The sequence below is a fragment of the Pseudomonas putida genome (assembly GCA_041879295.1).
GTDB classification, from domain to species: Bacteria; Pseudomonadota; Gammaproteobacteria; order Pseudomonadales; family Pseudomonadaceae; genus Aquipseudomonas; species Aquipseudomonas putida_Y.
Window position 1 is genome coordinate 1,234,996 of record CP047152.1, and the last position, 19,035, is coordinate 1,254,030.

General features: G+C 61.8%; 14 protein-coding genes. 3 read left to right on the top strand and 11 right to left on the bottom strand.

The genetic code is table 11. The annotated features are described in order from the left end of the window. Positions 1–123 precede the first annotated feature (123 nt). Positions 124–537, top strand: a complete 414-nt coding sequence (locus GST84_05735; GenBank protein ID XGB11886.1) for an NUDIX domain-containing protein — start codon at positions 124–126, stop codon at positions 535–537. Here the strand turns inward: GST84_05735 and GST84_05740 are convergent. Then, positions 521–1,438: a LysR family transcriptional regulator gene (locus GST84_05740; GenBank protein XGB11887.1), complete on the bottom strand. Its 918-nt coding sequence runs from the start codon at positions 1,436–1,438 to the stop codon at positions 521–523. The genes GST84_05735 and GST84_05740 overlap by 17 nt on opposite strands. Positions 1,439–1,633: 195 nt before the next feature. On the opposite strand from GST84_05740, the gene GST84_05745 reads away from it, so the two are divergent. Beyond that, entirely contained in the window at positions 1,634–2,629 is a 996-nt protein-coding gene (locus GST84_05745) for an alpha/beta fold hydrolase (protein ID XGB11888.1), read from the top strand. A 79-nt stretch (positions 2,630–2,708) separates the two neighbouring features. Here GST84_05745 and GST84_05750 read toward each other — a convergent pair whose 3' ends face one another. From GST84_05750 to GST84_05775, 6 genes are all read right to left on the bottom strand, one after another. Next, a complete protein-coding gene (locus GST84_05750) occupies positions 2,709–4,037 on the bottom strand; it encodes a response regulator (protein XGB11889.1) in 1,329 nt (442 codons plus the stop codon). Further along, a complete protein-coding gene (locus tag GST84_05755; protein ID XGB11890.1) occupies positions 4,034–5,938 on the bottom strand; it encodes a sensor histidine kinase in 1,905 nt (634 codons plus the stop codon). The genes GST84_05750 and GST84_05755 overlap by 4 nt, the downstream gene beginning before the upstream one ends. Before the next feature lie 68 nt (positions 5,939–6,006). Continuing rightward, positions 6,007–6,741 (bottom strand): ATP-binding cassette domain-containing protein, encoded by a 735-nt coding sequence (locus GST84_05760; GenBank protein ID XGB11891.1) that lies wholly within the window; start codon positions 6,739–6,741, stop codon positions 6,007–6,009. Continuing rightward, positions 6,738–7,409: an ABC transporter permease subunit gene (locus GST84_05765; GenBank protein ID XGB11892.1), complete on the bottom strand. Its 672-nt coding sequence runs from the start codon at positions 7,407–7,409 to the stop codon at positions 6,738–6,740. The genes GST84_05760 and GST84_05765 overlap by 4 nt, the downstream gene beginning before the upstream one ends. Continuing rightward, positions 7,410–8,156 (bottom strand): ABC transporter permease subunit, encoded by a 747-nt coding sequence (locus GST84_05770; protein ID XGB11893.1) that lies wholly within the window; start codon positions 8,154–8,156, stop codon positions 7,410–7,412. 145 nt (positions 8,157–8,301) lie between these two features. Then, positions 8,302–9,219 (bottom strand): glutamate/aspartate ABC transporter substrate-binding protein, encoded by a 918-nt coding sequence (locus tag GST84_05775; GenBank protein XGB11894.1) that lies wholly within the window; start codon positions 9,217–9,219, stop codon positions 8,302–8,304. A gap of 332 nt (positions 9,220–9,551) precedes the next feature. Between GST84_05775 and GST84_05780 the strand changes: the two genes are divergently transcribed. After that, on the top strand, positions 9,552–13,874 hold the full coding sequence (locus tag GST84_05780; protein XGB11895.1) for a hypothetical protein: 4,323 nt from the start codon (positions 9,552–9,554) through the stop codon (positions 13,872–13,874). A gap of 27 nt (positions 13,875–13,901) precedes the next feature. Here the strand turns inward: GST84_05780 and GST84_05785 are convergent, their stop codons facing one another. The 4 genes from GST84_05785 to GST84_05800 all read right to left on the bottom strand — a co-directional run bounded on the left by GST84_05785 (position 13,902) and on the right by GST84_05800 (position 18,997). After that, the gene (locus GST84_05785) at positions 13,902–15,440 is read right to left on the bottom strand and encodes a glycerol-3-phosphate dehydrogenase (GenBank protein ID XGB11896.1); all 1,539 of its coding nucleotides are present in this window, start codon (positions 15,438–15,440) and stop codon (positions 13,902–13,904) included. Positions 15,441–15,737: 297 nt separating this feature from the next. Beyond that, positions 15,738–16,493 carry a DeoR/GlpR family transcriptional regulator gene (locus tag GST84_05790; protein ID XGB11897.1) on the bottom strand — a complete coding sequence of 252 codons (756 nt, stop codon included), beginning with the start codon at positions 16,491–16,493 and terminating at the stop codon, positions 15,738–15,740. A 101-nt stretch (positions 16,494–16,594) separates the two neighbouring features. Then, a complete protein-coding gene (glpK, locus tag GST84_05795) occupies positions 16,595–18,094 on the bottom strand; it encodes a glycerol kinase GlpK (protein ID XGB11898.1) in 1,500 nt (499 codons plus the stop codon). Between the two features lie 51 nt (positions 18,095–18,145). After that, entirely contained in the window at positions 18,146–18,997 is an 852-nt protein-coding gene (locus GST84_05800) for an MIP family channel protein (GenBank protein XGB11899.1), read from the bottom strand. Positions 18,998–19,035 lie beyond the last annotated feature (38 nt).

Sequence of the window (19,035 nt, forward strand, 5' to 3'; positions counted from 1 at the left end):
GAGGGTGTGCAACGGGTTGGCAAGGGGCCACTCGTCTGTCAGGCCGGCACAGGAATGACCGGCCTTGTCAGGCCAATGACCCCATGGGATCCTCCCGAGTCAATTTTTTCAGCGAGCTCACCCATGCCCAACATCATCCGCATCGCCGCCGCCCTGCTGATCGACCCTCAGGGCCGCACCCTGCTGGTGCGCAAGCGTGGCACCGAGGCGTTCATGCAGCCAGGCGGCAAGATCGATGCCGGTGAAACGCCGGTACAGGCGCTGGTGCGCGAGTTGCACGAGGAACTGGGCCTGCGCATCGACCCGGCTCAGGCCATGCACCTGGGCCAGTTCAGTGCCCCCGCCGCCAACGAGCCCGGCTTCGAAGTGCAAGCCGAACTGTTCCGTGTCGACAGCGCCGCTGCCGTGGTGCCGGCCGCAGAGATCGAGGAGGTGGTCTGGCTGGCTGCAGATCAGGCGCCCGTCATGCAACTGGCCCCCCTGACCCGCGACTTGATCCTGCCGCTGTATCGCCAGGCGCTCAACGCACCGCGCTGACACCGTCGAGGGTGGCGAACGAGGTGTCCTTGGCCGTCAGCAAAAAGTCGCGCATATATGGGGCATCGAGCATGTCGGTGCGTACGGCGGCATAAAGCGTGGCAAACAGGCCTTTCTCGCCCAGGCGTTTGCCCTTCACATAGCCGCGCGAGCTGTACTCGTGCAGCGCCCAATGCGGCATGCCGCATACGCCACGGCCGCTGGCCACCAGTTGCATCATCATCACCGTCAGCTCCGAGGTGCGCACGGCAGCTGGCTCTATATCGGCCGGCTCCAGGAAGCGGGTGAAGATGTCCAGGCGATCGCGCTCCACCGGGTAGGTGATCAGCGTCTGGTCGAGCAAGTCTTGCGGCACGATGTAAGGCTTGCTGGCCAGCGGGTGCTGGTTGGCCACTGCCAGCATCGCCTCGTAGGTGAACAGCGGCACATAAGTGATGCCTGCCAGGTCCACCGGGTCGGAGGTAACCACCAGGTCAAGGTCGCCGCGGGCCAGGGCCGGCAGCGGGGCGAAGGCAAAGCCGGAGGCCAGGTCCAGTTCCACTTCCGGCCAGGCATCGCGGAACTGGTCGATGGTCGGCATCAGCCACTGGAAGCAGCTGTGGCATTCGATAGCCATGTGCAGGCGCCCGGCAGTGCCGCCGGCCAGGCGTGCGATGTCACGTTCGGCACCGCGCAGCAACGGCAGGGTGGCATCCGCCAGTTGCAGCAGACGCAGCCCGGCGCTGGTGAAGCGGATCGGCTTGGTCTTGCGCACGAAAATCGGGAGGCCCAGGCGCTCTTCCAGCTCCTTGAACTGGTGCGACAATGCCGACTGGGTCAGGTGCAGGCGTTCGGCGGCCTCCACCAGGCTGTCGGCTTCGCGCAGGGCATGAAGGGTTTTCAGGTGACGGATCTCCAGCACAGATGACTCCGGGGTGTGGAATTGAAGAAACAGGGAATGAGTTGAGTTTCCCTCATGATGCGGCATCTGTCGACTGGGCGATCGTCGCACCGTCTGGCGGAAGTCATGAAACTGTCACCGAACTGTGGCAGCGCGCCCGAACAGAATTCATCAGACTCGCGCTCTACTGGGGATCTGCATTCTGGTGTTTCTTTCATGCGGGCTTTTTGGCTTTTTCTTTTCTTCCTGCTGAGCGTACCGGCGAGTTCCGCCGAACAGCGCTGTGACGCCCATGTGCCGGTGCAGCGTGCCGAACTGGGTGCCGTCAGCCTGGTGTACCAGAGCGTCGGTGCGCCACGCGACCCGGCCTTGCTGCTGGTCATGGGCCTGGGCGGGCAGCTGATTCATTGGCCGGACGACGTGGTCGAGGCATTGTGCCGACAAGGTTTTCGGGTGATCCGCTATGACAACCGCGATGTCGGCCTGTCACGCTGGAACCAGGTGCCACCGCACGCCAACCTGACGCTCGAACTGTTGCGTTACAAGCTGGGCCTGCCTGTGTCGGCGCCCTATACGCTGACTGATATGGCCGATGACGGCTTGCGCCTGATGGACGCGTTGGGCGTGCGTCAGTTTCATGTATTGGGGGTGAGCATGGGCGGCATGATTGCCCAGCATCTGGCGGCGATGGCGCCCGAGCGTGTGCGCAGCCTGACGCTGATCATGTCCAGTTCAGGGGCTGCGGGTTTGCCGGCACCGGATCCGGCGTTGGTGCAGTTGCTGGCCCGGCGCAGCGCGCCGAACCGCGCAGTGGCTATCGAGCAGCAGGCCGACCTGCTGGCGGCTTTGGGCAGCCCGGAAGTACACGACGACCGTGACGTGTTGCTGCATCAGGCGGCGGAGGCCTACGACCGGGCGTTCAACCCGGACGGAGCCAAGCGCCAGATCATGGCGATACTGGCCGAGCCGAGTCGCGTGGAGTTGCTCAACCAGTTGCGAGTGCCGACCCTGGTGGTGCACGGTACGGCTGATCCGTTATTGCCGGTGATGCATGGCGTGCACCTGGCGGCGCATATTCAGGGTAGCCAATTGCGCTTGATCCCGGGGCTGGCGCACCGTTTTCAAGAGCCGTTCAAGGCGCCGCTGCTGGGGGCGGTGTTGCCTTATTTGCAGGCGCATAGGCAAGCGGTCACGCACATCGCTGGGCTCTGAATTTGCGCTGGCTGCTTCGCGGGCTTGCCCGCTCTCACAGGTGCTGCACCGATCTCAGGCTTTCCAGTTTGGGTTCAAGTCAGCCGAGGCCGTATTTTTTCACTTTGTCGAACAGCGTGGTCTTGGCCATTCCCAGCTCCTGGCTGGCCTGGCTCAGGTTGCCGCCAGTGCGTTGCAGGGCATCAGTGAGCAGGTTGCGTTCGAATGCTTCCACCGCCTCGGCAAAAAGCAGGCCTTGGTTGGCACCACCGCTGGGGCCTTTCTTGAACGCTGGCAGGCCGAGGGCATAGCGTTCGGCCACGTTACGCAACTCGCGCACGTTGCCCGGCCAGTCATGGGCCATCAGGCGCGACAGGGTCTGGCTGTCCAGTGTCGGTGTTTCGCGGTCGAAGCGCAGGGCCGACTGCTGCAGGAAATGTTCGAACAACTGCAGAATGTCTTCACGGCGCTCACGCAGCGGCGGCAGCTCCAGGGTTACCACGTTCAGCCGGTAATACAGGTCACTGCGGAACTGGCCGCTCTGGCCCAAGGCATCGAGGTCGGCCTTTGTCGCGGCGATCACCCGGCAATCCACCGGGATGCTCTGGTTCGAGCCCAGTCGCTCCAGAGTGCGCTCCTGCAGTACGCGCAGCAGCTTGATCTGCAGGTTGATCGGCATGCTCTCCACTTCATCGAGGAACAGCGTGCCGCCATTGGCGTGTTCGATCTTGCCGATGCGGCGTTTGCCGGCACCGGTGAAGGCGTTGGCCTCGTGGCCGAATATCTCGCTTTCAAACAGGTTTTCCGGCAGGCCGCCACAGTTCAGCGCCACGAACGGGTGGCTCTGGCGGCGGCTGAAGTCGTGCAGGCAGCGTGCGACCAGCTCTTTGCCGGTGCCGGTCTCGCCTTCGATCAGCACGTTGGCTGAGGTGTCGGCGACGTTGGCGATCAGTTCGCGCAAGTGCTCCATGGCCGGTGAGCGACCAATGATGCGTCCCTCCAGGCTGCTCTGTTCGGCCAGCTGGCGGCGCAGGGCCACCACTTCGCGTGACAGCCCGCGCTGTTCCAGCGCGCGGCGTACCACGTCGACCAGGCGCTCGGGGGAGAACGGTTTTTCCATGAAGTCATAGGCGCCGTTACGCATGGCGCCTACGGCCATGTCGATATCGCCATGACCAGTGATCAGCACCACTGGCAGGCTGCGGTCACGGGCCTTGAGGCGATTGAGCAGCTCCAGGCCATCAATACCCGGCAGGCGGATATCGCTGACGACAATGCCGGCGAAATCGTCGCCGATGCGTTCCAGCGCCTGTTCGGCGCTGCCTACGCCCTCGCAGGCGATATCCTCCAGGGCCAGCGCCTGCTGGCAGCCGAGCAGCACATGCGGGTCGTCTTCGACGATCAGGACGGTAAGAGGCGCTTGGTTCATGGATGCTCTGCCGATTCGCTAGGGGGTGAAACCAGAGGCAGGGCCAGGACAAAGGCCGTGCCGCCGGTGGCGGGATGCTCGACGTTGAGGCTTCCCTTGGCGGCGGCGGCAAGGCTCGCCGACAGGGTCAGGCCCAGGCCCAGGCCATGCTCGCCCGGTTTGGTGGTAAAGAAGGGTTCGAACAGGTGCTTGCGCGCCTCGGCGTCGATGCCATGGCCATTGTCGCGCACCTGCAAACGGTACTTGTCGCCCTGCAACTCGCCTTCCAGCCACAGCTCAGGCTGCGGTTGCGCGGCCATGGCGTCAAGGGCATTCCCGATCAGGTTGACCAGAATCTGCTCCAGGCGGGTCTGGTCGATGGCCAGTTGCTGGTCCTCGAACTGGTGGTGCAATTTCAGGTGACAGGCACTGATGCGGTTGGCCAACACTTGCAGGGTGGCCTCCACCGCCTTGGCCAGTGAAGCCTGGCCGCTGTCATCGCCGCGCCGGGCAAATGAGCGCAGGCTGGCGGTGATGCGGCCCATGCGGTCGATCAGGTCATTCATGGTGCGCAGGTTGGTACTGGCGGTCTCCAGCGCCCCGCGCTCGAGGAAGCGCACAGTATTGCCAGACAAGGTGCGCAACGCGGCCAGTGGCTGGTTCAGCTCGTGGGCAATGCTGGTGGACATTTGCCCGATGGCGGCCAGCTTGCCCGCCTGCACCAGCTCATCCTGGGCGTGGCGCAAGGTTTGCTCGGCATGCCGGCGCTCGCGAATCTGGCCCTTCAGGCGTTCGTTGCTGGCGCGCAGGTCGGCGGTGCGTTCGGCAATCCGCCGCTCCAGCTGGCTGTTGGCTTCTTCAAGGGCTTCGCGGGCCGCCAGGCGGGTGGCGATCACCTTGCGCCGCTCGTTCCAGGCAATGCCGAGGATCGCCAGCAAGGCAAAGGCCACGCCCACCAGGATGCCCTGCACCATGGATTCGCGACGCAGGTCTTGCAGTGGGGTCAGCAGGGTGAAATGCCAGGGCGTGTCCACCAGGCGCCTGGTTTGCGCCAGGTAGGCCACTTCGTGCGGTTTGCCATGAGCGGTTTCGGTGTTGGCGGGGAAGGTCAGTTTTTCCACACCGTCGGCCAGGGTCTCCCGGGCCAGAGGCTGCAGTTCGTTCAGCGGCCACCAGTAGTACTGCAGGCTTCGCGCCAGGCGCTCCTTGATTTGCGGGGTCAGCGGGCGCACCGACTTAAGGCGCCGGGCCGGGTCACTGGAGAGGATGATGATGCCATTTTCGTCGCTGACGAACGCTTCCAGGCGGGCGCGCTGCCAGCGCTCCTCGAGGGTGTCCAGGCGCACTTTGATCACTGCAACGCCTATGATCTTGCCGTGCTCCTCAAGCCCGTGGGCCAGGTAATAGCCGGCCTCGCCAGTGGTACTGCCGATGCCGTAGAACCGCCCGGGTTCGCCGCGCACGGCTGTCTGGAAGTAGGCGCGGAACGACAGGTCTTCACCCAGGAACGAGTCGGCATCGCGCCAGTTGCTGGTGGCCTGCACCCGGCCATTGGTGTCGAGGACGAAGATGGCCCGACTGCGGCTGCGACGGTTCAGGCCTTCAAGGTATTCGTTGACCGTCTGGCGTGAGCCGCCGTCCGGGTCGGTGAGCAGGTGCGAGACGCTGTCTTCCAGTTCCAGCAGGCTCGGCAAGTAGGTGTACTTGCTGATTTCGCTTTCGACCGTACGTGCGTGCAGCTCCAGCTGGCGTTCGCCGTTTTCGCTGAGGGTGCGGATACCATTGCTCTCGCTGATCAGGTAGCCAGCCATTCCCAGGCCGACCATCAGCAGGATGATCAGTGGCGGTAACAGCAATTGACGGATCAGGCGGGAATTCACGGCAGGCTTGGCAGGGCGAAGTAGCGAGGGGTCGCATTTCATCACAGTGGCCTTGTAACGACCAGCTTCCGCTGCCTGGTGGGTGCCTGGCAGCGGAAGCTGTGGCCGGGTCAGTGCTGCAGGATCTTGCTGAGGAAGTGCTGGGTGCGCTGGTCGCGGGCGCTCTGGTCACCGAAGAACTCTTCCTTGGTGCAGTCTTCGATGATGCTGCCCTTGTCCATGAAGATAACCCGGTTGGCGACTTTGCGGGCAAAGCCCATCTCGTGGGTTACGCACATCATGGTCATGCCTTCCTGGGCCAGTTGCACCATCACGTCCAGCACCTCGCTGACCATTTCAGGGTCCAGTGCCGAGGTGGGCTCGTCGAACAGCATGACGATCGGGTCCATCGCCAGGGCGCGGGCGATTGCCACGCGCTGCTGCTGGCCACCGGAGAGCTGGCCAGGGTGCTTCTTGGCATGGGCACTGAGGCCTACACGGTCGAGCAGGGCCAGGCCCTTCTTGGTGGCTTCCGCCTCGCTGCGGCCCAGCACCTTGCGCTGGGCAATGGTCAGGTTTTCGGTGATGGTCAGGTGCGGGAACAGCTCGAAGTGCTGGAACACCATGCCCACCCGCGAGCGCAGTTTGGGCAGGTTGGTCTTCGGGTCGGCAATCGAGGTGCCGTCAACCACGATGTCGCCCTTCTGGAACGGCTCCAGCGCGTTGACGCACTTGATCAGGGTGGACTTGCCCGAGCCCGACGGGCCACAGACCACCACTACTTCACCTTTCTTGACCTCGGTGCTGCAGTCGGTCAGTACCTGGAAGTCGCCGTACCACTTGTTGACGTTCTTGATGGAAATCATACGGTGATCCTTTTTTGCAGGCGCTTGACCAGCCACGAAGCGGAGAAGCTGATGATGAAGTAGACGACGCCGGCGAAGATCAGGAACTCATGGGAGCGCCCGATGATGTCGCCGTTGGAGCGAGCCGAGTTGAGGAAGTCGACCAGGCCCACGGTATACACCAGCGAGGTGTCCTGGAACAAAATGATGCTCTGCTGCAGCAGCAGCGGGGTCATCTTGCGGAAGGCCTGAGGCAGGATGATCAGGCGCATGGTCTGCGCGTAGTTCATGCCCAGCGCTTGTGCGGCGCCCATCTGACCCTTGGAGATCGACTGCACGCCGGCGCGGACGATTTCGCAGAAGTACGCGGCCTCGAACATCATGAAGGCGACCACGCAGGAGGTGAAGGCACCCACCGGGGTATCTTCGCCGGTGATCCAGCGCAGCACGAACGGTACCGCCAGGTAGAACCAGGTGATCACCAGCAGCAGCGGGATCGAGCGGAAGTAGTTGACGTAGGCACCGGCCAGGTTCGACAGCAGCTTGCTCGACGACAGGCGCATCAGGGCCAGTATGGTGCCCAGCACGATACCGCCGATGACTCCCATGACCATCAGCTTGAGGGTCATGACCATGCCGTCCCAGAGGGCTGGCAGGGCGGGGATGATTTCGCTGAAATCCATTTCCATTTACTTGCCCCCCACGGAGATCAGGCCAGGCACGGCGACTTTCTTCTCGATCATGCGCATGAGCAACATCAGGCCCATGTTCAGGGTGAAGTAGATCAGCGTGGCCAGGGTGAACGCCTCGAACAGGTTGGCGGAAAACTCAGCGGTCTGTTTGGTCTGCGCCAGCAGCTCCATCAGGCCGATGAGCGACGCCACCGAGGAGTTCTTGAACACGTTGAGGAACTCGGAGGTGAGCGGCGGAATGATGATCCGGTAGGCCTGCGGCAGCAGCACATTGTTGTAGATTTGCGGGAGGCTGAAGCCCATGGCGCGGGCGGCAGCTTCCTGGCCTTTGGGCAGTGCCTGAATACCGGTACGCACTTGCTCACAGACGCGTGCGGCGGTGAACAGGCCCAGGCAGATGACCACGCTGATCAGTGCCGAAGTGGTCGGGTTGAGATCCTGCTTGAACCATTCCTGCAAGCCTTCTGGCAGCAGGTCGGGTACCAGGAAGTACCAGATGAACAATTGCACCAGCAGCGGTACGTTGCGGAACAGTTCCACGTAGGCGGTGGCGATACCCGATACCAGGCGGTTCGGCACGGTACGCATGACGCCGAGGAGTGACCCCAGCAGCAGCGCGATGATCCAGGCGGTGATGGCGATGGCGATGGTCCAGCCCAGGCCGGTGATGTACCAGTCCAGATAGGTTTCGCTGCCCACGCCGGTGGACTTGAAGAACACGCCCCAGTCCCAGTTGTAATTCATCGGGATTTCCCCTCAGACGGTTGTTTCACGGGCACCTTCGAGCATCCGGGGGCGCAGGGCGCCCACGGATGAAAGGTTAGACACTAATGAGTGGCCTGCAGAATTGATTCGTGCTTGTGAGCACCAGGCCACTATTTGCTGAGGATCAGGACTTCTTCTCGTCCGCAGCCTTGTCGGTTGGCTCGGCGATCAGTTTTTTCAGCTCTTCGCTCATCTGGAAGTTGAGGTTCAGACCTTTAGGCGGGATCGGCTGCATGAACCACTTGTCGTAGCTCTTGTTGACTTCGCCCGACTTGAAGTAGGCAATGATCGCGTCGTCGACCGCTTTCTTGAACGCAGCGTCTTCCTTGCGCACCATGCAGCCGTAGATTTCATACGACTGTGGCGTACCGGTGATGACCCAGTCGGATGGCTTGCGCGCCTTGGCCATTTCACCGGCGAGCAGGGCGTCGTCCATCATGAAGGCCACGGCGCGGCCGCTTTCGAGCATGTTGAAGGCTTCACCGTGGTCCTTGGCGGAAATCACGTTCATCTTCATCTGCTTGTCGGCGTTCATCGCCTTGAGGATGCGCTCGGAGGTGGTACCGGCGGTGGTCACCACGTTCTTGCCGGCCAGGTCCGGGAAGTCTTTGTATGCAGGCTGACCGTCCTTGACCTTGGTCAACAGGCGGGTACCGACTTCGAAGATGCCGACCGAGAAGCCGACCTGTTGTTGGCGCTCGACGTTGTTGGTGGTGGAGCCGCACTCCAGGTCGACGGTGCCGTTCTGCACCAGCGGAATACGGGTTTGCGAGGTGACCAGGTTGTAACGGACCTTGATGTCCGTGCCCAGTTGCTTCTTCAGCGCGTCGACGACGGCCAGCTGGATGTCATGCGAGTAACCGACGGGCTCAGGTTTGCCGGCCAGGTAGGAAAATGGAATGGAGGAGTCGCGGTGCCCCAGGGTGATGGTGCCCGATTCCTTGATCTTCTTCAGGGTGCCGGTGAGCTCCTCGGCCATGGCCGGCGAAGCGATGACTGCAGCCGCGATGGCTGCGCCCAGCAATTGACGAACGATACGCATCAAATTTTCCTCGACGTGTTTGTTTTTTTTATGGAGCCGTTGGCGGACTCTTCGTTCAACGAATACAGCAAGAAGCGGGTGCATTCGGCTACCAAGTGTAGAGCATGACTCGTGCCAAGCCCTGCTGTCGACCTTAAACCGCTTGTATTGCTCGCGCTTGACAGTCTCTACATCTCTCCGGGGTTCGCCAGGCCGAATAAATAGCGTTTGCTCGTTCGGTTATCCGAACGCGTGGGCTGCCGCACATTCAGGTATCGCGTGTGGTAACTATGCAGTGCGCGGCAAGGGCGCAGACGTAGTGTGCTCTGCTCTTTGCCTGGAGAGTTCCACAGATGTCACCGCACCGGCCCCCGAACGATTCCATCGATAGCCTGATTGCCCAAAACTTGCCTGGATGGCTAGTCGACCACGCGCAACCGGAAAGGCTCGATGCGTTACGTAATGCCCTGCGTCGGCAGGCGCACTGCAATGCTCGGCTTGGCCCGATCCTCCAGGCCATCCCTTCCTTGCAGGCCTACGCGGCAGAGTTGCTCAAAACGAAGCTGCGCAAGAGCGGCATCAGCAACCCGGACGTGACGGGCTGGAAGGTACGGGTCTCGCAGCGGCTGGTGCTGCCCAGCGCTTCGCCTGCGCTGCTGCGGCCCACCTATGTTCGCCGCTCCAGGCGGTCATTGCTGGAGGCGGCGCTGCATAACTATCATCGCAGGGAGACGCGCCCCGGGCTGATGCGCAAAGGTGAACTGGTCGATGGCAACGGTAACCGGCTGCCGATGAGCTTCCACGCGTTTGCCTCCGCATGTCGCGAGGTCGACGCAGGTGGCAAGTACCAGGCGTTGCTCACGCACCACCTACAGCCAGAAGATCGCCCGGAGGATGAGCCGGGCCAGGCCGTTTCCCGCTTGCACGGGCTTTTCGAAGCGAGTTTCAAGGCACATTTCGAGGTGGCGATGCGGGTCGCCGCGTTGAAGCAGGACATTGACGAGCGCACATATTTTTTTCTGTTGCCGCTTGTTGCCGAAAAGCCGGTAGTGCCTGCGCTGGTTGGCACTGTGGTTCCCCGACAGTTGTACCTATTGGGCCGCCCGGTTCAAGGCGTGCTGACGCTGGAAGTGCGTCCGTCAGCTGATGGCGCAGTGGAGTCGGTGGTGCTCTGGATACCCGATGACCCTCATCAGCCCGTCTCCCGTCATGCCAGCTGGGACGCACTCGACAACTACCTCGGTAAGCGCTTTTGTGCGCCGGACTATCGGCGCTTTTTCGCGCGCTTCATTACCGAGCGTGAGCGCATCAATTTCTATCGGGTATTGAACGAACGGGTCGCGCAGGCATCGGCAGCCGGGGTGGAACTCGACGCCCGTTCTGCACCGGTCACGGACGCACCGTTCGTACACCTGCGCCGGCAACACCTTGCCAAGATCAGGGATGACGCCAAGGTGCTCGCCGTACCCACCGATGTCGAAGATGACGAAGACCGCGAAGCGCGCATGCAGGGCTACAAAGAGCTGGGCATGAATTTGCTGAACGTGGCGGGCGCCTTCGTGCCTGTGCTTGGCGAAGTGCTGCTGGTGGCAAACGCGGTTCAGATTGCTGACGAAGTGTATGAAGGGTATGAAGATTGGCGCATGGGTGATCGCGAAGGGGCGTTGAACCACCTGTTCAATGTTGCCGAGAACGTCGTGCTCGGCGGGATGATCGCAGCCGGCAGCAAAGTGGCCGTGCGTGCCCTTGAGCGGCTGGCCTTCGTGGATGACTTGGTACCGGTGTGCGACTCCGCAGGCAAGGTCAAGCTCATGGCCACGGATCTACCCGGTTACGATGCCGAACCTTTGCGTGGTGCTGGCGCACAGGAATGGTTATGGCACCTCGATGAGGGCTGTTATCGAGTGTTGGAGGATCCGCAGGATGGTCGCTCCAGGATCCTGCACCCTGGTCGTGCCAGTGCCTATCGGCCTGTGATCGAGCAGAATGGCGCCGGCGGCTGGCGCCATGAACTGGAAGCTCCCCAATACTGGGAAGGGCGGGCCAATCTGGTGCGCCGCCTGAGTACGCCCCTGGCAGAACTACCGGAAGCGACATGCGACTACCTACTCCAGGTGACAGGGCTGAGTGAGGCGCAGGTTCGCCGTTTGCACGTCGAGCACATGGGCGCACCTGCACGGTTGCTCGATGCCCTGGAGCTTTATCAGGCACATGAATTGCACCCGGACTTCAGCGCGCCGCGACTGGCGCAGTACGTTGCTGATCGGCAAGTGCAGCCCAATGGCATCGAGCGGATATTGCGGCGCACTTTCCCGGGCCTGTCGGCTCGTTGTACCCGTGAGCTGCTTCAGCAATGCAGCGGTGCGCAGCTCGATACGCTCAGCACCGCGCAGCGGATCCCTTTGGCAGTGGCCGAGCGCGCACGATGGTCACTGCGCGAAAGCCGTCTGGACAGGGCCTGTGCCGGCTTGCGCCTGCCGCGTTGCGTCAATCCCGATACCGAACGCCTGGCTTTGGGCTTGCTCGAGCGTCAGCTGAAATGGCCGGACACCCTGCGCATCGAACTGCGCGAAGGTAGCCCGAGTGGCCGGTATCTGGCCGGTATCGGCGCTGAGTCTGCGCAGGATGTACGGTGTATCGTGCGCCGCGGTGATGGCTACCGCTATGCCGGTCAAGGCACATCCGGCCCCTACCTGGCGGCGCTGCTGTCTGCGCTGGACGAGACGCAGACAGCCGATCTCGGCGATGCCGCTGTCAGTCCAGGTGCCCTGGGCTCGTTGTTGATCGAGGCCGCTGCCGGTGATCGTACCCAAGCGGCTGAGCTCTGTGGCATGCCCCGTCTGGGCGTTGGCCTGCGGCCCCCGACCCGTTTTGGGGACGGGCGTATCGGGTATGCCTTGAGTGGGCGAGGGGAGAGCAGTCGGCGTGCCATAGGGCGTGGTATCCACCAAGTGTTTCCGACAATGACAGACGGGGAGCTACAAGCCTATCTGCTTGACCTAATGGAGCGGCGAGTAGGGTTGTGGGAGCACTACAGCCAGCTCACGGGACAGTTGGCACGCCTGCGTCAGAGCCTGCGCCAATGGCGCAGGGATGCCAGTAACCCACTGGACGCGCTGCGCCGCCGTCGGGTCGCTACTGCCGTTCGGCGAAGCTGGCGGCGCAAGATAACCGACGAGGCCGGGGACTACGCGCTTATCATCAGCGGAGAGCGTATCGGTAGTCTGCCCGAATTACCGGAGGGGGTGAGCTTTGATCATGTGCGACGGCTGATCCTCAGTGACCTGCGCCTTGGTGAAATCAATGGGGACTTCCTTCGACGTTTTCCCAACCTGATTGAGCTCGACCTGTCCGGCAATCGCCTGACTGCGATCCCTCACGGCATTGAACATATGCCCCGCCTGCGGCAGCTAAACCTGCGCCGCAACAGCGTGATCATGGATGAGGCCGGTGAGTTGCGTCTTGCCGGGATGAGCGCGCTGCGGTACCTCGACCTCAGCCACAACCCGCTGGGAAGGGCGCCGGTACTGACGCGCCTGGGCAATTTGCGTGAAGTCAACTTGCGCTCTGCTGGCCTTGAGGCGTTGCCTGAGCGGATTTCATTTCGTGCCCACATAGACTTGCGTAACAACAACATCCGCACACTGCGCCGAGAGGTGCAGCAACTGCGCCTGCAGGTGCACCAGTTGTCCTTGCACGATAATCCACTTGGCGAAGCTGACGCATTGCTGCTCGATGAGGCTCGAAGTGTGACCCCGGGGCAGTGGGGGTCAGCGTCCGCACGCCATCGCGCCATTGACAGTGACCTTTTCAATACCTGGGCCAACAGTACAGCCGACGCTGAACGTGATCGCCAGCAGGCCATATGGACAGCCCTGCTTGAGGAACCGCAATCAGATGGAATGTTCCGCTTTCTGGCAGACTTCGTCCATGGTGAGGACTTTGAACAGCACCCTGGGCATTACCGCAGCCGAATCTGGCGAATTCTTGAAACGTGTGAGCAGCACGAGCAGTTGCGTCATCAGTTGTTTCTAGAGGCATCTGGCCGGCGCAGTTGTGAAGACCGCCTGCTGCTGTTGCTGGAGCAGATGGAGCTTGGGGTTCTGGTGCTGCGCGCCGTCGAAGACGCGCATGGCAGTCGGATGGAAGCCCGTTTGCTAAGCCTGGCGCGTGGTTTGTTTCGCCTGGACGAGGTCGACCGTCACGCGACTTTACATGTTCAACGCATGCATGCCGAGCACGCCCCTCATATCGATGAAATCGAGACACGGCTTTTTTACCGACAGCGGCTTGCGCGTCCCTTGGGCTTGCCGATCGAGCTCGACGAAATGCATTACCCAGGTTTTGCAAACGTAACCACCAGCGATGTGCTGCGGGTCCAGGACGCGGTTTTGCAAACTGAGACGACGGATGCCCTGATAGCCTCGTTGGCACAGCGGCCTTTCTGGGAGCAATACGCGCGAGAGTTTCATGCGCAGCGATTTGAAGAACTGGTACAGCCACTGCACCAGCGCATGGAAGCCCTGCAGGCTCAGGTAGATGAGCAAGTGATCAACGAAAGCGAGTTTCTGCAACGCTGTGAAGCACTGAAAACTGATTACGATCGCAGCGAGCGGGCATTGCTGGCGCGGTTGGCGCGTGAAGCCTATGAGCGCTGGGCGAATACGCCCCCTTGACGAATCAAGAGGGCTTCACCGTCGATATCAGGCTGCGCGGCTATTTGTGCGCACCTTGCGGGCATGCTGCAGATACGCCCCCAGGGCCATCTGCTCCTGCGCGGTCAGCGACAGGCCCAGCTTGGTGCGACGCCAGATAATGTCAGCGGTTTGCTCTGCCCATTCCTCCTCCAGCAGGTAGTCCACCTCGCGGGTGAACAGCCCGGCGCCGATAGCCTGCCCGAGGTCTTCGGGGCCGTGAACGCCATCAAGCAGCCGCCACACGCGGCTGCCGTAGGTGAGCACCCAGCGTTTGGCCAGGTCAACAGGCAACCAGCCGCAACGTGCCAGTACGGCATCGATCAGCGCCTGTACCGTTGTCATGCCCTCTGCGCCCGGCAGTGGCGCACTGGCAGTCCAGGCGCCGCGCATCTGGGTGAAGAAGGGCTTGAGTTCGGCCATGGCCGATTCGGCCAGCTTGCGGTAGGTGGTGAGCTTGCCGCCGAACACAGACAGTAACGGTGCCTGGCCTTCGTCCGCCGAAAGGGCGAGTGTGTAGTCCCGGGTCACTGCCGAAGGGTTGTCCGATTCATCGTTGCACAGCGGTCGAACGCCGGAGTAGGTATGCAGGATGTCGGCTGGGCTCAGTTGATGGTTGAAGTGCTCGTTGACCACCTTCAACAAGTAGTGTGTTTCCTGCTCGGTAATGGCGACCGCGGCCGGGTCGCCGCTGTATTCCCGATCAGTGGTGCCGATCAGGGTAAAGCGGTCCAGATACGGGATGCAGAAGACGATGCGCTGGTCTTCGTTCTGCAGAATGTAGGCATGTTCACCTTCATACAGGCGCGGCACGATAAGGTGGCTGCCCTGGATCAGGCGGATGCCGTAAGGCGCCTCGAGCTTGAGGTCGTCCTTGATGAAGCTGGCCACCCACGGGCCGGCGGCGTTGACCAGTGCGCGGGCATGGATCGTCTGGAGGGTGCCATCGGCGTGCTGCAGTTCTACCTGCCACAAGCCCTTTACACGTTCGGCGCGCAAGCAGCGGGTGCGGGTGTGGATATGTGCGCCTAGCTCACGTGCCGCCATGGCGTTGAGTACCACCAGGCGGGCGTCATCGACAGCGCAGTCGGCGTATTCGAAGCCGCGGGTGATTGCTGGCTTAAGCGGGTATCCCGGGCCGAAGCGCAGGCTACGCGAGGCGCCCAGACGCTTGCGCTTGCCCAGGTGGTCGTAGAGGAACAGGCCGGCGCGGATCATCCAGGCAGGGCGCAGGTGCGGGCGGTGCGGAAGCACGAAGCGCATAGGTTTGACGATGTGCGGCGCCTTGGCCAGCAGCACTTCGCGTTCAGCCAATGCCTCGCGTACGAGGCGAAATTCGTAGTGCTCCAGGTAGCGCAAGCCACCGTGAATCAGTTTGCTGCTGGCTGACGACGTGTGTTGGGCCAGGTCGTCCTTTTCGCAAAGGAAGACCTTCAAGCCGCGACCAGCGGCGTCGGCAGCGATGCCCACGCCATTGATGCCACCGCCGATCACGGCAAGGTCATAACAGTCGGCTGTTGGGGGCTGTGACGAAACTGGCTGGGACACGGGCAAGGCCTCCTGGGGCTGTTCACATCGAATATGAACATTGATGTTCGTTTGCGAAAATATTAGCGCAACAGAAAGCCGGTCGCCAGTCAGTCTCTATAGAAAAAACTGATCAAATGACAATGAAGTGAACATTTACGAAAATTTAGGGGACGGCCAGGGTTCTGGGCGCGCGCGCTGTCTCAGGCATAACTGGCCCGAAAACGATGCAGGCGCGAGCCTCGCTCGCGATGCGCCGCGCGGGCCGCATTTGATCTCACGGCCGTCACATATCTGGCTGTATGCACCCGCCAGCCCTCAAACCACCTCAAGCCTGATCTTGTTCTGGTTCAACAATTGGGTAAGGGTTGGGGTCGGTGTCTGGTCGGTGACCAGGCAGTCGACCAGGTCGATCGAGCCCAGACGCACCATGGCATTGCGCCCGAATTTGCTGGAATCGGCCGCGAGGATCACTTGTCGGGCATTGGCAATGATGGCTTGCGACACCCGCACTTCCTGATAGTCGAAATCGAGCAGGCTGCCATCCTCGTCGATACCGCTGATGCCCACCAGGGCGAAGTCGACCTTGAACTGGTTGATGAAATCGACACTGGCCTGGCCGACTACACCACCATCTCGGCGCACCGTGCCACCCGCCACCAGCACTTCGAAATCGTCCTTGGCGGCCAGGATCGCAGCCACGTGCAAGTTGTTGGTGATGACTTTCAGGTGGCTGTGGTTGAGCAGTGCCCGGGCAATCGATTCGGTGGTGGTGCCGATGTTGATGAACAGCGAGGCATGGTCGGGAATCTGTCGGGCCACGGCGTCGGCAATGCGCTGTTTTTCGTCGCGCATCTGGTCGGCACGCATGGCGTAGGCGGTATTTTCGATACTTGAATCGTAAGCCGCACCGCCGTGGTAGCGGCGTAGCAGGTTGAGCTCGGCAAGCTGGTTGATGTCGCGCCGGATAGTCTGGGGAGTGACAACGAATAGCTGCGCCATTTCCTCGATACTGACATAGCCGCGTTCGCGCACCAGTTCGAGGATTTGTTGTTGGCGGGGGGGCAGATTCATGGGCGGTCCTTTGGGGCTGCCGGACAAATTCTGCAATGATGCCGTAGGAAAGGGATGACGGCCAGTGGACGATGGGGGCCGTATGGCGGCCCCCACAGGTATCATGCCTCGTGATCTTCCCAGTCACGGGTACGCTTGACTGCTTTCTTCCAGCCGGCATACAGCTTTTCTTTCTGCGTTTCGTCCAACTGCGGGCTGAACTCGCGCTCGATGATCGCCTTGTCGCGCAGCTCGTCCAGGCCACTCCAGAAGCCACAGGCCAGGCCAGCCAGATAGGCGGCGCCCAGTGCCGTGGTTTCGCGCATTTGCGGCCGCTCCACGCAGGTGCCGAGGATGTCGGCCTGGAACTGCATGAGGAAGTTGTTGGCCACGGCACCACCGTCCACACGCAGTTCGGACAAGCGCTGGCCACAGTCCTGCTGCATGGCGTCGAGGACATCGCGGGTCTGGTAGGCGATGGACTCCAGTGCGGCGCGGATGATGTGGTCTACCTTCACGCCACGTGTCAGGCCGAACAACGCACCGCGGGCATACGGGTCCCAGTATGGGGCGCCCAGGCCGGTAAAGGCTGGTACCAGGTACACGCCGTTGCTGTCCTTGACCTTGCTGGCGAAGTACTCGGTATCCAGGGCGTCGTTGACGATCTTCAGTTCGTCACGCAGCCATTGCACGGTAGAGCCACCATTGAATACCGCGCCTTCCAGTGCATAGGCCACCTCACCACGCGGGCCGCAGGCAATGGTAGTGAGCAGGCCGTGGGACGACTTCACCGCCTGGTCACCCGTGTTCATCAGCAGGAAGCAGCCAGTGCCGTAGGTATTCTTGGCCTGGCCCGGCTCCACGCACATCTGGCCGAACAGTGCCGATTGCTGGTCGCCGGCGATACCGGCGATGGCTATGCCGCTCTTGGTGTGGCCATACACTTCAGAAGAGGGGCGCACCTCAGGCAACATTTGCCGCGGGATGCCCAGGATTTCCAGCAGCTTGTCGTCCCACTGCAGGCTGTGGATGTTGAACATCAGCGTGCGCGAGGCGTTGGTGTAGTCGGTGACGTGAACCTTGCCACCGGTAAATTTCCAGATCAGCCAGGTGTCGATGGTGCCGAACAGCAGTTCGCCACGCTCGGCGCGCTCACGGGCGCCGTCGACATTGTCGAGGATCCACTTCAGCTTGGTGCCGGAGAAATACGGGTCGGTGACCAGGCCGGTGGTTTCACGAATGTAGCCTTCATGGCCGTCACGCTTGAGCTGGGCACAGATCTCGGTGCTGCGGCGGCATTGCCAGACAATGGCGTTGTACACCGGGCGCCCGGTTTCCTTGTCCCACACCACAGTGGTTTCGCGCTGGTTGGTAATGCCCAGTGCGGCGACCTGAGCGTGGCTGATGCCTGCCTGGGCCAGGGCCTCGACCATGGTCGCGCTTTGTGTGGCGAAAATCTCCATCGGGTCATGTTCGACCCAACCCGCCTGTGGGTAGTGCTGTGCGAACTCGCGCTGGGAGGTACCCACAACATTGGCGTCACGGTCGAAAATGATCGCCCGCGAACTGGTGGTGCCCTGGTCCAGGGCGATGATGTAGTTCTTATCCTGGGTGTCTGTCATGGTCGTAGGCCTTGCAAGAATAGAGGGTCAGGGCTGCGCGTGGTGGCGGCATCAATTGGCTTGAGTATCGCCCTGGCGAATGTCATTTGTCTCTGGGGTCGCGGCGGGCGCTACTGGCAGGTTGCGTGCAATAAGGCCGCGATAGCTCGCTGCACCCAGGCAGGCGCCAACGATCGGTGCAAATACCGGAACCAGGAAATAAGGAATATCCCGCCCGCCAGTGAAGGCGATTTCGCCCCAACCGGCGAGGAATGTCATGAGTTTTGGCCCGAAATCGCGGGCCGGGTTCATCGCAAAGCCAGTCAAAGGGCCCATGGCGCTCCCAATCACCGCAATCAGCAGGCCGATCAGCAGCGGTGCCATGGCACCGCGCGGAAGGCCGTTGTTGTCGTCGGTCAGGGCCATGATCACGCTCATCAGAATGGCAGTGATCACCACTTCGACCAGAAATGCCTGGCTGGTGGACAGGGACGGGTGCGGGTAGGTGGAGAACACAGAGGCCAGCTCCAGGCTGCCTTCGCTACCGCGCAGCATGGCGTGGGCCTGTTCGAAATCGAAGAACAGACTGCTGTACAGCGTGTAGACCAGTGCCGCGCCACAGAATGCGCCGCATACCTGGGCCAGCATGTAGAAGGGCAGCTTGCGCTTGTCGAACCCTGCGAACAGTGCAAGGGCGATACTTACGGCTGGGTTCAGGTGCGCACCGGAAATACCGGCGGTGAGGTAGATTGCCATGCTGACGCCCACGCCCCAGATGATACTGATCTCCCAAAGCCCGAAGCTGGCGCCGGCAACCTTGAGCGCGGCGACGCAGCCGGTACCGAAGAAGATGAGCAGGGCGGTGCCGAGAAACTCGGCCAGGCACTGGCTGGACAGCGTGGGTTGGTGCAGAGCAGTCGTCATGTATGACCTCGTTTTTTTTGTTGTGAGGCGCGTAGCGC